9 protein-coding genes are annotated in these 14,977 nt (G+C 57.5%); 1 reads left to right on the top strand and 8 read right to left on the bottom strand.

Going from position 1 to position 14,977, the window contains the following annotated elements; genetic code table 11:
- Nucleotides 1-80: 80 nt before the first annotated feature.
- Nucleotides 81-1,412, top strand: a complete 1,332-nt coding sequence (gene argA / locus N037_RS10570; protein ID WP_014885072.1) for an amino-acid N-acetyltransferase — start codon at nt 81-83, stop codon at nt 1,410-1,412.
- Nucleotides 1,413-1,446: 34 nt separating this feature from the next.
- On the opposite strand, the gene recD is transcribed toward argA, so the two are convergent.
- The 8 genes from recD to N037_RS10530 all read right to left on the bottom strand — a co-directional run bounded on the left by recD (nt 1,447) and on the right by N037_RS10530 (nt 14,919).
- Nucleotides 1,447-3,267, bottom strand: a complete 1,821-nt coding sequence (gene recD, locus N037_RS10565) for an exodeoxyribonuclease V subunit alpha (RefSeq protein ID WP_032640753.1) — start codon at nt 3,265-3,267, stop codon at nt 1,447-1,449.
- Nucleotides 3,264-6,806 carry an exodeoxyribonuclease V subunit beta gene (gene recB, locus N037_RS10560; RefSeq protein WP_032640751.1) on the bottom strand — a complete coding sequence of 1,181 codons (3,543 nt, stop codon included), beginning with the start codon at nt 6,804-6,806 and terminating at the stop codon, nt 3,264-3,266. Before recB ends, recD begins: the two co-directional genes overlap by 4 nt.
- On the bottom strand, nt 6,803-9,670 hold the full coding sequence (ptrA, locus tag N037_RS10555) for a pitrilysin (RefSeq protein ID WP_032640749.1): 2,868 nt from the start codon (nt 9,668-9,670) through the stop codon (nt 6,803-6,805). The genes recB and ptrA overlap by 4 nt, the downstream gene beginning before the upstream one ends.
- Nucleotides 9,671-9,810: 140 nt before the next feature.
- Nucleotides 9,811-13,185, bottom strand: coding sequence for an exodeoxyribonuclease V subunit gamma (recC, locus tag N037_RS10550; protein ID WP_032640747.1), 3,375 nt, complete (start codon nt 13,183-13,185; stop codon nt 9,811-9,813).
- 12 nt (nt 13,186-13,197) lie between these two features.
- Nucleotides 13,198-13,521: a prepilin-type N-terminal cleavage/methylation domain-containing protein gene (locus tag N037_RS10545; protein ID WP_032640745.1), complete on the bottom strand. Its 324-nt coding sequence runs from the start codon at nt 13,519-13,521 to the stop codon at nt 13,198-13,200.
- On the bottom strand, nt 13,506-13,907 hold the full coding sequence (locus tag N037_RS10540) for a DUF2509 family protein (RefSeq protein WP_032640744.1): 402 nt from the start codon (nt 13,905-13,907) through the stop codon (nt 13,506-13,508). Before N037_RS10540 ends, N037_RS10545 begins: the two co-directional genes overlap by 16 nt.
- On the bottom strand, nt 13,904-14,464 hold the full coding sequence (locus tag N037_RS10535) for a prepilin peptidase-dependent protein (RefSeq protein WP_032640742.1): 561 nt from the start codon (nt 14,462-14,464) through the stop codon (nt 13,904-13,906). The genes N037_RS10540 and N037_RS10535 overlap by 4 nt, the downstream gene beginning before the upstream one ends.
- Nucleotides 14,458-14,919 (bottom strand): prepilin peptidase-dependent protein, encoded by a 462-nt coding sequence (locus N037_RS10530; RefSeq protein WP_032641018.1) that lies wholly within the window; start codon nt 14,917-14,919, stop codon nt 14,458-14,460. Before N037_RS10530 ends, N037_RS10535 begins: the two co-directional genes overlap by 7 nt.
- Nucleotides 14,920-14,977: the final 58 nt, after the last annotated feature.

The raw sequence follows: 14,977 nt of genomic DNA, 5'->3' as shown, positions 1-14,977 counted from the left end.
GAAAATTTGCGCTTGCACACGCGGCCACAATCGAATAAAAATACAGAAATTACGAATAAACATTCATTAAGGGTTGTGCCATGGTGAAGGAACGTAGAACCGAACTGGTCCAGGGATTCCGCCATTCTGTTCCCTATATCAACGCCCATCGGGGAAAAACGTTTGTCATCATGCTTGGCGGCGAAGCCATTGAGCATGAAAATTTTTCCAGCATCGTCAATGACATTGGCCTGCTGCACAGCCTCGGGATCCGCCTGGTGGTGGTGTATGGCGCGCGTCCGCAGATCGATGCCAACCTGGCCGCTCACCACCACGAGCCGATTTACCACAAACATACCCGCGTTACCGATGCCAAAACCCTTGAGCTGGTGAAACAGGCGGCGGGTCTGCTGCAACTGGATATTACCGCTCGCCTGTCGATGAGCCTGAACAATACGCCGCTGCAGGGCGCGCATATCAACGTCGTGAGCGGCAACTTTATCATTGCCCAGCCGCTCGGCGTGGACGATGGCGTGGATTACTGCCACAGCGGTCGCATTCGTCGTATTGATGAAGAAGCCATTCACCGCCAGCTGGACAGCGGTGCCATCGTGCTGATGGGCCCGGTGGCGGTCTCCGTAACCGGTGAAAGCTTTAACCTGACCTCAGAAGAGATTGCCACGCAGCTGGCAATCAAGCTGAAGGCGGAAAAAATGATTGGGTTTTGCTCCTCCCAGGGTGTCGTGAACGATGAAGGGGTAATAGTGCCGGAACTTTTCCCGAATGAAGCCCAGGCACGCGTGGAGGCGCTGGAAGCCGAAGGCGATTACCACTCCGGCACCGTCCGCTTCCTGCGCGGCGCAGTGAAGGCCTGCCGCAGCGGCGTGCGCCGCAGCCACCTGATCAGCTATCAGGAAGACGGGGCCCTGCTGCAGGAGCTGTTCTCCCGCGACGGTATTGGTACCCAGATTGTAATGGAGAGTGCGGAGCAGATCCGCCGCGCCACCATTAACGACATCGGCGGCATTCTGGAGCTGATCCGCCCGCTGGAACAGCAGGGTATTCTGGTGCGTCGCTCACGCGAACAGCTGGAGATGGAGATCGATAAATTCACCATTATCCAGCGCGATAACCTGACCATCGCCTGCGCCGCGCTCTATCCGTTCCCGGAAGAGAAGATTGGTGAAATGGCCTGCGTGGCGGTGCACCCGGACTACCGCAGCTCTTCACGCGGGGAAATGCTGCTTGAGCGCGTGGCGGCACAGGCGCGCCAGATGGGGCTGAGCAAGCTGTTCGTCCTGACGACGCGCAGCATTCACTGGTTCCAGGAGCGCGGCTTCACGCCGGTGGATATCGATTCCCTGCCGGAAACGAAGAAAGAGATGTACAACTATCAGCGTCGTTCAAAAGTGCTGATGGCCGATCTGGGATGATACGACGCCCTCACCGTCCGGCGAGGGCTTTCGTTCAGAGGGACTCAAATATTGCGCTCAGCCCGCTTCGACGTTCCGTTCGGGTGGCGATCGCCTGCACCAGCACCCGTTCATCGGCATACAGCGACAGGCGCTGACGCGCGCGCGTAATGGCGGTATAGATCAGCTCGCGGGTAATGACGGGTGAAAGCTGCGTGGGCAGGATCAGCGCCGCATGGTTAAACTCGGATCCCTGGGATTTATGCACCGTCATCGCCCAGGCGGTTTCATGCTCGGGCAAACGGCTGGGCTGGAAGGACTTCACGCTCCCGTCCGGCATCTGGAACCAGACGCGCAGGCCCTGACCGCAGTCGAGCGCAATCCCGATATCCCCGTTAAACAACCCCAGCGCGCTGTCGTTGCGGGAGATCATCACCGGCCGCCCTTCATACCATCGGGAGTGCGGGGTACGGTTAATTTTGCGTTTTTGCGCCAGCAGCTGTTCCAGCCTGTCGTTCAGACCCCGGACGCCAAAGGGGCCTTCCCTCAACGCACAGAGCAACTGATATTCGCCAAACGCGGCAATGACCTGCTCCGGCGTATTTTGCTGTTGCACGCCCGTCAGAAAGCGCTGGTACCCCTGCAGGGCGTCGTCCAGCATCGCCTGATACTCTTCCCCGCTTTGCAGCGATTTTTTCTCAATATCCGTATAGGTTCCGTCAAATACCGCAGTGGTGGTGCGCCGGTCGCCCCGGTTCACCGCTGCCGCAAGCTGGCCGATGCCGGAGTCGCTGCCGAAACGGTAGCTTTTTTGCAGCAGACACAGGCTGTCGCGCAGCGCCCCCGCAAGCGAATGGTTTTCAGACGTGAGCGAACATCCGGTGAGACGGGCCAGCTCCTGCGCGCGTTCAGCTGTATATCCCAGGCTGGCATAGGTGCAGATATCCCCCAATACGGCCCCCGCCTCAACGGAGGCAAGCTGGTCGCGATCGCCCAGGAAAATAACCCGCGCGTGCGGCGGGAGCGCATCGATCAAACGCGACATCATCGTCAGGTCAATCATCGACGCTTCATCCACCACCAGCACATCAAGATGCAGGGGGTTACCGGCATGATAGCGCAGACGCTGGCTACCCGGCTGTGCGCCAAGCAAACGGTGCAGCGTGCTGGCTTCATTAGGGAAAAGCGCAAGCTGATCCCCGGTTAGCGGCAGCTTTTGCAGCGCGCCGCCTAACGACTCCGTCAGACGTGCCGCCGCTTTGCCGGTGGGGGCCGCCAGGCGAATACGGCACTTTTGCTCACCCGATAGCTGAATCAGCGCGGCAAGCAGTTTTGCCACGGTGGTCGTTTTCCCGGTACCCGGGCCGCCAGAAATCACCGAAATCCGTCGCGTTAAGGCCACGGCTGCCGCCACCTTCTGCCAGTCTGTCGCGTCGTCAGAGGTAAACAGCGTATCGAGCGTTTGCCGGAGCTGTGCTTCATCGCAGGGAAGCGGCGCGTTGGTCTCGCTGAAGAAGCGCGCTACCGTCAGTTCGTTACGCCACAGCCTGTTGAGATACAAACGCTCGCCGACAAGGATCATCGGCGTCCCGGTATCGGCGCCGCTCACGGCAGGCGAGCCGAGTAATATCGCCTGCCAGTCCACTGCATCACCCAGCAGCGCGAAACACGCCTGTAAAGCCGGAGGCATCTTCTCATCCACCGCCAGGCGCGACAGCGGCAGACACACGTGCCCCTCCCCCGCGTCTTTGCTCAGAATGGCGGCGGCAAGCATGACGGCAGGCTCCTCACCTGCCACCATCATGGCGAACTGCACATCCAGGTGGCGCAGTAATCGTTGTTCAACCGCGTCCAGCAGTAGCGCCTGCATCGTCATGCCACCTCCTCCGTGCTTGCAGCAAACAGGTTATCCATTTTTTCAATCAGTTCCGCAGCCGGACGCGTACTAAAGACGCCGGAACGCGGGTCGTTAGCATCCACTCCGCGCAGGAACAGGTAAATGACGCCGCCAAAATGCGCGTCGTAGCGGTAATCGGCCATGCGATGACGCAGGTAACGGTGCAGCGCCAGGGTGTAAAGCTGATACTGCAGATCGTAGCGATGCATTTGCATGGCCGAGGCCATCGCGTCTTGCGTATAGGCTTCGCTGCTTTCACCCAGCCAGTTCGATTTGTAATCCAGCAGGTAGTAGCGCCCTTCGTGACGGAAAACCAGGTCGATAAAGCCTTTGAGCATCCCCTGCACCTGACGGAAGTTCAGCGGCGGACACCCGGCGGATAACGGATCGTACTCGCGGATCAGCGCATCAAGCGCCTCGGCTCTGAGCGGGCTGGCGATGGGGAGATAAAACTCCATCTCCACCTGCTTATCTTTGGCGGTCAACTGACTCAGCGAGATCCCCTGCGTTGTAAGCGGCGCGTGCAGAACCGCGTGGATCCAGTCACGCAGAACCGGCTGCCACTGTGCGTCGTAGCCGCCACTCTGTAACATCTTTAGCACCCACTCTTCGGAAACCGGCTGGGTAAAATCCAGTTCTTCAAACAGGCTGTGCAAAAACGTGCCCGGGGAGGCGCCGCGCGGGAACTGGTGCGGCGTGAGCGCCGGCTCAGCGGGTACGCTGCCGGCTCCTGCGGCATCCACGTCCAGTTTTGGCATCAGATCCTGCGCAATACTCTGCCCGTGCTGCTGTAAACCGGAGTAGCTGGTGACGCGCCAGTCGTCGGCAATGGTACGCACAACCTGGCGGGCATGGAGCGCTGGCTCACGCAGCTCAGGCATCTGCCAGCGGCTAGTGTCGGGCTGCGACGGAATATGCAGCGCAATATGCTCTGTGCAAAGTGATTCAATGCACTGGCGCAGGCCCGCCGCGTCTTTGGGTTCGCCGTGCTGAATAAGCCGCCCCAGCGCGCTCAGATGAAAATCGCTCTCCCCGGTCTTTTCGCCACGGCGACGGAACAGAGGCGCAACGCCCAGGCTGCAGTGCCAGATCGAACGGGTCAACGCCACGTAGAGCAGGCGTAAATCTTCCGCAAGACGTTCGGCCTCCGCCAGCTCAACGCTGGACTCCGCGTTGCTGAGATCGAGCACCGCCTCAAAAGATTCGCGATCGTGGTAAAAGGCCTGATCCTGGACGCGGTAATTGGCAATAAACGGCAGCCAGACCAGCGGATACTCAAGGCCTTTCGATTTGTGAATGGTGACAATCTGCACCAGATGTTTATCACTCTCAAGGCGCATCTGCTGGCTGGAGGAATTACTGTTCGGGTCGGCAATCTGCTGCGCCAGCCAGCGCACGAGAGCGTGCTCGCTCTCCAGCTGCGTACCCGCTTCCTGCAGCAGTTCGCTGATATGTAAAATATCGGTCAGCCGACGCTCGCCGCCCGCTGTCGCCAGCATATTCTCCGCAATGTGGCGCTGAGCCATGAGCTCGCGCACCATCGCCATCACGCCGCGCTTCTGCCATTTTTCGCGGTAGCGAACAAACTCTTCTACAACGGCATCCCATGCGGCTTCGTCATTGTTGAGCGCATCGATATCCCGCGCGTTCAGCCCGAGCATTGCGCTGGCCAGCGCGCTGCGCAGCGTGCTTTCCCGCTCCGGAGCCAGCACGGCCTGCAGCAGCCATAGCATCTCCTGCGCTTCCAGCGTTTCAAAGACGCTGTCGCGGTTTGAGAGGTAGACGGACGGAATATTCAGTAGCGTCAGGGCGTCGCGGATGAGCGCGGCCTCCTGACGGCTGCGCACCAGCACCGTGATATCAGATGCCTTTACGGGAGTGGGTTTATCCCCCTTCCACAGCAGCGCCTTACCGTGCGCGCCCGCACTGAGCCAGTCGCGGATTTGCGCGGCACAGTGCTGGGCCATGGCATTTTGATAGTCGGCAACGCCGTAGCCTTCCCCGTCCAGCAGCCAGAAGTTCATGGCAGGCTGCGTCTCGCCGTTGAACTCGAAGCGCAACGAGGCATTTTTCCCGGCGAATTTTACCGGCTGAAACGGGATCTCCCGGAACATAAACGCCGTATCCATGCGGCCGAAGAGCGCGTTGACGCTTTCCACCATGCCGGGAGCGGAGCGCCAGTTGGTGTCCAGCGTGTAGTGCGCGTCAACCTCGCTGCGCGCTTTCATGTAGGTGAAAATATCCGCACCGCGGAAGGCGTAAATGGCCTGTTTCGGATCGCCGATTAACAACAGCGCGGTGCCGGGCTGCTGGCGCCAGATACGGCGGAAAATGCGGTATTGTTGAGGGTCGGTATCCTGAAATTCATCAATCATCGCCACCGGGAAGCGGGTTCGAATCGCAGCGGCAAGCGCTTCGCCATTTTCACTGCACAGCGCCGCATCGAGGCGGCTCAGCATGTCGTCGAACCCCAGCTCACCCCGGCGGCGTTTTTCACGCGCGACGGCGTCGCGAATTTCCGTCATCGCGCGAGTGATCATCAGATCGTTGAGCGTTAAGGGCTCAGCCAGCAGGGTTTCAATCGCCACAAACAGGGGATGCTCAGGCACGATGCCGTCGGCTTTGGTTCGCTCAACCAGAAAACGCCGGGAAAATTTCTCCAGCGCGTCCGGGAGCTGATAGCCTCGCGTCTCTTCCTGCGCCCAGGCGCCGATCTTGTCGATCCATTTACCCTGATTGCCACGGTTAAACTTGCGTCGGTCAATCCCGGAATTTTCGATAATTGCGTCAATCTCGCCAACGGACTCAATCCATTTTTGCTTGATGTCGACAATTTTCGCGATGATTTTTTCATGCCGTGAGGCCAGGGTTTCATCCGCAGGCGGCGGGGATTTAATGACCGGCGCTTCCCCCTGCAGATAACGATCGATAGCGCGCAGCAGCGCCTCCGGGCCCTTCCACAACGCATGTACCGCTTCGGCGATATCGCGCGGTAACGGGTAACAGTGGCGACGCCAGAAATCCGCGCAGGCCTGATAGCGAAGCACGGATTCATCTTCAATAAGCTGCTGTTCAAACAGCATGCCGGATTCAAACGCATTGAGGCTCAGCATGCGCTGGCAAAAACCGTGAATGGTGAAGACGGACGCTTCATCCATCTGCCGTTCGGCGAGGAGCAGCCACTGGGCTGCCTGTTGCTTATCGGCAATCTCTTCCAGAAGGCTCGCGTAGAGAGGGTTATCCGTGCTCTGACGCAGACAGGCGATGCGCAGCTCGTGGATATTGGTACGAATACGGCCCCGCAGCTCAGCGGTGGCAGCCTCGGTGAAGGTCACCACCAGCAGCTCTTCCACGCTCAAGGGGCGTGGAAAAGCGGCGTTGCCGCCAAGCCCCAGCAGCAGACGCAGATAGAGGGCGGCGATGGTGAAGGTTTTTCCCGTTCCCGCTGAGGCTTCAATCAATCGCTCACCCTGCAGAGGTAAACGTAAGGGATCAAGGGACTCAGCGGTATCGGTCATTCTTTCTTACTCCAGGGCATAGATTGCTGCAGCGCGCTGACGCTCTTCCAGACTTTCCAGCCTTTCGGGTTCACGTACTCCGTTTTCCCGTTCTGGCTACCGGAAACCTGAGACAGGATGGTGATACCCTGCGGCTTAATGACCGCCTGGTGGAAGAAGTCGGCAACCTTCTGCGGCGTCAGCTGTTTTATCTCGGCCACTACTTTATCACGCGAATCAAATTTCAGATTACCGCGATCGAAATCTTTGCTCAGCTGCGAGGCTTCTTCACCGAGCGTCTGCGGCGGCTGCATCACCTGCGCGATGACGGCCTGCTGGATTTGCGCAAACTCTTCCGGCTTCATGGCGCGCAGTTTTGCTTCCACCTGCGGGAAGAAGGCCTGGTAACGCTGCCAGAGATACGCCGGCTGTTTGTCGCTGCTTTGCAGCAGGAAACCCAGCCCCCACTGTCGACCTACGTTCATGGAGAAGGCAAATACCGCGTAGCCAAGCTGCTCTTCTGTACGCAACTGGTTGTAGAACCACGGCTGAATAATTTGCCCCAGCACGGCACTCTGCGCCGAGCTGGCGAATTCATCATAGCCCGTTGGCACAAATACCGCGGCCAGCGCGGAATCCGTGCTGTTACCCGCCTTTTCAAAAATCACATTCTGTTTTTTCTCAACCAGCACGTCCTGGTTGCGGCACCACTCGTCGCCTTTCGAACCGAGCTGAGTACGTACATTCTCCGCCAGCGTTTTGGCCTGATCCTCACTCATGTTGCCGACGATCAGAAACTCCGGGCGCGTGTTGGTTTTCAGCGCGTCACGGTAAGCCAGCACGTCTTTTAAGGTGATCGAAGGCAATAGCGCGCGGCGGTCTTCTCGCTGGAAATAAGGAACTTGCGACAGCATTTGCGCTGGCATAAGCGCCAGATCGTAAGCTTTGCCCTTCTCCGCAGAATCCATCATCTGCGCATACCACGATTTGGCCTGCTCAAGCTGCTCTTCCGTCGGCGTGTAGCTGAAATACCCTTCGAGCAGTGCCTGGAACAGCTGAGGCAAACGCTGGGTATAGCCGTTTGCATTGAGCATCAAACCGTTGTTGGCGTTGGTGGAGAAGCTGATGCCGCCCACGGCCGCCTGGTTGCTAAGCTGATCGAGCGCAATCCCGGCGAGATAGTCATTGAGGGCGAACATCACCTGATTTTTGGCGCTGTTCATCGCTTTCGGGTTACGCAGCACCACGCTGACATCGGCCTTTGGCTCGCTTGCGAAATAGCGGCTTGGGGTATACACCACGCGCAGCGTTGGCTCATCAACGATCAGCGCCGGGTGCGGGTAATCTTTAGTCGTTTTGATCAGCGAAAAGTCATCCGGAATATAGGGGTTCAGCTCCGGCAGCTTCAACGCAATCTCCCCGGCCTTTTTCTGCCAGTCGGCGAAGGTCTGCGCGCTGATTTTGTCTACCTGATAAGGGGCATCGACAAAATACGCCGTCTTGTTATGCGGTTCATTCGGGCTGATGTACCAGATGCGGGCATTCTCCGGCGTCATCATCGCCAGGCGGGCTTTTACCGCCTCGGCGTCATACCGGTCGGCAATATTGACCGCGTCGAGGGTGTGTTCCACCGGCACGCGGATCATGGTATCCGCCAGCCACTCAACGTAATCCATGTCGCGGGTAATGGACGGGTAACGGAAATCGAGATCCAGCACGTGGGCGAGTTCATCAAAGTAGCGCTTATCGACGCCTTTCTCTCGCAGCAAAGAGAGGTAGCTGAAGATCGCCGCCACCACTTCATCACGGTTTGCCAGCCCTTTGTCGGTGAGGGTGGCGGAGATCGCCAGCACGCCGCTATTGCCGTTTACAACTGGATCGGAATCGGCGCGAATACCTTCCACCAGCCCCTGTTTTTGCAGCCAGTCAGAAAGTGTACCCGGGCTGCGGTTACCTATCAGGTAGGTCACCAGCTCATCGGTTTTACTGCGAAACTGTGCGGTGTTGTTATCAATGCGGAACTCCACGCGCAGCACTTTGCGCGGCAGCGCCGGCACGTAGTGGATAACGATCCCTTTTTGCGCGTCCGTGACCACCGGTACGTCTATCTGCGGCAGGTCGATATTTTTATTCGGCACCCGACCAAACGTTTTAGCCGCCATGCCGGCCAGTTCAGGCAACGGTTTATTGCTGTAGATGACCGCTTTCATCAGGTTGGCGGAGTAGTATTTATCGCGAAACGCGTGCAGGGCATCAAGCACCGGGCTGTTCGGTTTGTCGCTTAACGTCTCCAGGTTACCGCCGGAGAAACGCGACCCCGGGTGCGCAGGGTTGATGGTTTCAGCGCTGACCTGTGCCATGCGCATACCGTCTCGCGTGCGGGCCATGGTCAGCTCGGCATTCACCGCATTGCGTTCACGATCGGCATACTTTTTATCCAGCAAGGGGGCGGCGATGGAATCAGCAAGGCGATCGACCGCGCCTTCCAGCGCATCATTTTCGACTTCAAGATAAAAGGCCGTGCGGTACGGTGCCGTGCTGGCATTGTGGCTGCCGCCATGCATTTTCAGAAATTCGGACAGGCTATCTGGCTGCGGGTATTTTTTTGACCCCATCAGCGTCATATGTTCCAGATAGTGTGCAAGCCCTGGATGAGCGTCAGGATCTTCCAGCGATCCAACCGGCACCACTAATGCCGAAAGGGATTTCACCGCCTGCGGATCGGAAACCAGCAGCACAGTCATGCCGTTATCAAGACGAATAGCCTGATATTGACGGGTATCTTTTTCGCTTTTACGAATCGTTTCCTGAACGGGTTGCCAACCGGAGTCTGCCTGAGTGACGGGTACCCAGAGGGCGAAAAACAAAACAAACGCTTTAAACAAGGTGCTACCTCTTTATCACGGCTACATCATTAACACATTGCGTGCTGGACACGCCAACATCTCTTTATTGGGTACATCAGTCCGTGATAAGAAGTGCATCATAAATGAACACCCCATGCTGCGCAATTTTTATACAGCACTCAGGACTGATTAAATTTAAACAACGGCAGCAGGTAGCGCTGCGCCTCTTCCGTGATAGCCTCGAAGTGCTCTGGCTCAAGGGTTCGCCATAAGCGCTGATACCAGACATCTTCACCTTCACCACGCACCATCATGTTACCTTCGTAGGCCTGCATAAATTTACTGCGTGCTTTCTGCAGCGAAGCCTCATCCGTTAACATCGCATCATTTTGCGCGTCATAACAGGCTTTTATCCACGCACCACCGCTTTCAGGCAGCAGTAAAAGGGGTTTATTCATTCCCTGAAGATAGCCCTCAATGTACAAAGACAGATACCGTAACGCCTGCTCAGACTCCATCGGCGGGAAGCGCCATTCGCCCTCTTTGCGCACGAAAATCCGGCTTTCACCTTTATGACCACCCGCACTGTAGACAAGATGTTCCAGCCAGAGTTGCAATCCCTGTGAAACGCTCAGCATAGAGGGCCGCCAGCGCAGCAATCCATCCGGCTGAACCTGAGTTAACCAGCCCGTGAGCTCTACGCCATTGCAGTTGAGATCGATTTCAATACTTTTGCCCGGCTGCCGGCACGCTCTCACACGCTCTGCGAGGGCGGTCATCTCCTGACACTGCGCCTCCCAGACAATTTCTCCGAACGCCCCGTAGGGCAACTGCCCTGCAGCACGGTAGCGGCGGTAAAGTTTGTCAGCATCTTCCTCGTCAACCAGCGCATTCAGCAGCTGGAGGTTGAGCTGATAGCGCTCCAGCCCTTCCAGCGTAAAAGGCTCTGCATCCGGAATTTCGCTCTCTTCAGAACGGAAGTTGACCTGCAATCGTTGCTGGAAGAAGGCCCGCACCGGATGCGCCCAAAACCGCTGAAGCTGTTCAAAAGTCAGGGTTTTAATGGGAAGCGGGTCAAGCGTCTGAATGAAATCCGTGTGCGCATTCCCCTCCATTTTCGCCGCCGGTAGCCACTCCTGAGCATAGCTCTGGCGCTCGCTGGCCGTGTAGTTCACCGGGTCAAACGGCATGCGGCTGTGGAAACAGGTGATATGGGCTTTCACCCTCTGCTCGGTTTCATCGCAGTTGCGTTCTTCATCTCCCGGCAGATAGTGGCTCTGGCCGATATAGTCCACCAGCTCCTGCACCAGAACGGAGGGGAAACGCTCGCTGTTGTCCTGAATGGAACGGCCGATATAGCTGATATAAAGCTTATTCTGGGCAGAAATGAGCGCCTCAAGGAAGAGGTAGCGGTCGTCATCACGGCGGCTACGATCGCCCCGCTTTGGATTGGCGCTCATCAAATCGAACCCCAGCGGCGCCAGCGCGCGCGGATAAACGCCGTCGTTCATACCAAGCAGACAGACCACTTTAAACGGGATAGAACGCATTGGCATCAGGGTGCAGATATTGATGGGGCCCGCCAGGAAACGCTGGCTGATTCGCTCCTGATCGAGCCGCTGCGTCAGCTCATCCCTTAACAGCGACAGCGGGATAGCCTCCTGATAGTGGGAATTCACGCCTTCGTCGATGATAGCCTGCCACTGCGTTTCAATGAGCGCCATCGCCGCTTCGGTGTCACTGTCTGGCAGGAAGAAATCATTAAGCAACGCCCTGCAAACCGGAAGCCACGCGTCAAGCGGACGCGGCTGAAGCAGCTCGTGTCGCCAGCGGTTAAGCTGCATCAGAAGTGACGCTAAATGCCCCACCAGTTCAGCAATTAACCCGCTGGACTCATCGTAAGGCAGCACCTCGTTCCACTCGCCCTGGCTGCTCTCCATGGCGTAGCCCAGCAGCATACGCGTCAGGCCAAATCGCCACGTGTGCTGGCCGGTTGGGGGAAGCTCAAACTCCTGAACGTTATCGTCATCGATCCCCCAGCGAACGCCAGACTCATTCACCCACTGGCGAAGGTAGCGCAGCCCCTCTTCATTGATGTTGAAGCGTGCAGCCAGTACGGGAACATCCAGTAATGCCAGGACATCTTCGGAGATAAAGCGGCTATCCGGCAGTGAAAGCAGAGTGATAAAGGCCTGCAGTGCAGGATGCGACTGGCGGGCACGACGGTCAGAGATAGCGTAAGGCAGGTATCGCTCGCCCGTCGCACTGCCAAAGACGGCCTGAATAAAGGGACTGTAGCTGTCGATATCCGCCACCATCACCACGATATCGCGGGGCGTCAGTTCGGGATCGTCCTGCAGCATCGCCAGCAGCTGGTCGTGAAGCACTTCGACCTCACGCTGCGGGCTATGGCAAACATGGATCGTGATGCTGCGATCGTCAGCGTCCAGCTTCCGCTTGCTGTCGCTGCGCTCGAACTCGTTCGCCGTCACGCCCATCACGGCACGGTTTTCCAGATCCAGAATATCCAGCTGAATATGGTGAAGCAGGCTATCCGGGGTAATCTCGACAAACGCATCCACGTCGCCTTCGCCTGATGAAGTGATGTCTGAAAGCATGTGAATGTAGTCACGCCCCAGCTTCCCCCATGAGGCAAGCAGCGGATTGGGCAGGTTCTGGATACCGTCTTCATCAAAAAGCTGCCCGGCGGTCGAGCCGTCTTTAAACAGCGGGACGGCACGTTCTTCAAAAAGGCGCTTTCTTTGGCGGGTAACCAGCCGGGCTAGCCAACGTTCGTCGAGGATATCCCCCCAATACTGTCGGCAGGGGTTGGTAAACAAAATATGGATATCAATATGCTTACCCAACGCATGCAACGCCTTCAGATAGACGGGGGGTAATGCGGATATCCCGCAGATAAAAACGCGTGACGGCAGTCGGGCCGGGCGCTCCGACGCATTTTCAAGTATTGAGATAAACCGATCGTAAAGATTGGCTCGGTGCCACTTAGGCTGGCCAAGTTTCTCCGTATACTCTACCAGCGCTTTCCACAGCGGTGCCTGCCAAATTTGCGCCTCCGGCAGCCCTTCAATCAACTCGCCCGCTTCCCAACGAATTAACCAGTCAGAACGGTAAACAAGGTATTGATCGTAGAGATCGGCGGTGCGCGACGCCAGCTGGAACAGCTTGCGCTTATCGGTATCGTCATTCAGGTAATGGCGCAGCATGGCGAATTCATCACGCTGCAGCATGTCCGGCAGAAGCGCCATCAGCTTCCAGCTCATGCTCTGCTTGTTGAAAGCGCTCTGCTCCGGGATGTCCGGCAACACGCGAACGAACATGTCCCAGATAAAGCTCGCGGGCAGCGGGAAATCAATGTTCGCGGCTATGCCAAATTTACGGGAAAGCGACATTTGCAGCCACTGTGCCATACCGGTGCTCTGCACCAGCACCATTTCGGGCTCAAAAGGATCGTCAAGCCGCTCGCGCTCAACGATAAATTCCATCAGTGCTTCCAGCACATCCAGACGATTTGAGTGGTAGACCCTTAACATAGACGCTCCCGACTACTGGCTAACCGGGCAATGCAGACGCGTCATCTCACCGCGTCGCCCCAGAGGAGAAATAAGTGTAACCGTGATGCTGACACATCCTGCGTGCGTTGTCTGCCCCCTACTGGCCTGCCAGCCTTCGGGGAGAACATTTGTTGAGAGCTGAGACTGATTCCAGGCATAGTGCCAAAGCTGGCGATACTGGTTAAAGAGAGTAAACCGTGCCGCCAGCGCCCGGTGATAACCCGACAGGGCCGTCACGACGATCGCCAGCAGCATCATCGCCAGCAGGACCTCCACCATGCTAAACCCTTTTTCTCTGCTCACGGCAACTGACATAACGCGCTCTCCTTAAGGGGGCAAAAATCACTCCAGCCGTGCGGTGAAAAGCGAATTTTCCCGTCGACTATCTCTCCCGCGCGCCAGAGCAGCAGACCGCTGTCTCCGGCAATCAGCAGCACACGCGCCTCATTCAGCTGGCGCAAACACACTCGCCACGCCGATGCCTTTTTGCACTGAATCTGTGGCTCTGACGACCAGATCTGAACCCGTCCCCACTCAAGCGCGGACTGTACCGTCGCCTGCTGCTGAAGCGAGCGGCTCTCGCCACCAACGAGCGCGCTAAACGTTGTCAGCTGCTGATTGAGCCCCGTGAGGATCAGGGTACCGAGCACCAGTAAAAGCAGAACCAGCGCCAGTGAAGACATTCCGCGTTGACGGTTCACAGGTTGTACCCCGTGACCGTATACAACGCCTGCCAGGGCTCCCCCTGTCCGCCTTTACGCATCGCGGATAGTTCGATATTCACCTCTGGCGCAAAACCGGCATGTTCCACTTTCTTCACCACAAAATGCGCGATCGTAAGCCTGTTCGGGTCGGTGAGCTTTTCCCATCCTTTTCCTTCACACGACGTCGCCCCACGCTGGATTTCCAGTGCGCCCGATTCCAGACGAAAACCGGTGCTGTCATTTTCTGAGGCGCTGCTATCCCAGCTGCCGTTGCTGTTGGCATCCCACCGCACAATGACGCAGCCTCCAAGCCTGGCAATCACCAGCGCCTGTCCCTGACAGTTTCCCGCGCAGTACCCCGCGCGCTGAAGCTGTTTGCCCAGGGAAAACAGATGTTGCCAGACCTCTTCCTCCAGCTCCCTCTGGCCGGATTGCAGCAAGACGGCCCGCTGCAAGCCGGGTAAAAAACGCGATGCGCTTATCAGCAAAAGGCTGCTAATTGCCGTGGCAATCAGAACTTCAGTCAGTGAGAAACCGCGCTGCCTCATCAACATGAACCTCCCTCCGAGACTTTACACATCCTGATGCGTCCTCCATTTGAGACAATAATCAGCCATGCTCCTGCACGGCTTTGAACGCGTATCCGCCCCGACCATGCCGTATCCCTTAATCCAAAGAACGTCAGCGACGGCGTGACCTCACTGACCTCGACCTCAGGCCAGAGCGGAATCATCACAAAGGGACTGCCCTTTTCACAGCCCTGCACGGCAGAGCTCACCAGACAGTCCCGGCCTCCCACCCGCAGAAGGGTAATTTGATGGTCGCGGTTGTAGCGGTTGGCATGGTTGCGCAGAAACAGCAGGTAATCGCGCACCTGACTGGCGGTTTGCCACAGCCGCTGCTGTCGCTGCCAGCTGTCCCAGCCGTACAGCCCTGAGGCGCTGAGGATAACGACAAGCGAAATCGCGATCAGCGTTTCGATAAGCGTAAAACCGTTCTCTTTTTTCATACCGGGAGTGTGGCGAAGCGCCGTGAACATGACGAGCGACGGATCCTCATTTTACGAG

The sequence above is a fragment of the Enterobacter sp. EGD-HP1 genome (assembly GCF_000733275.2).
Taxonomy (GTDB): domain Bacteria; phylum Pseudomonadota; class Gammaproteobacteria; order Enterobacterales; family Enterobacteriaceae; genus Enterobacter.
The sequence above is the reverse complement of the archived record's forward strand: the minus strand, read 5'-3'. Positions and strand labels throughout refer to the sequence as shown.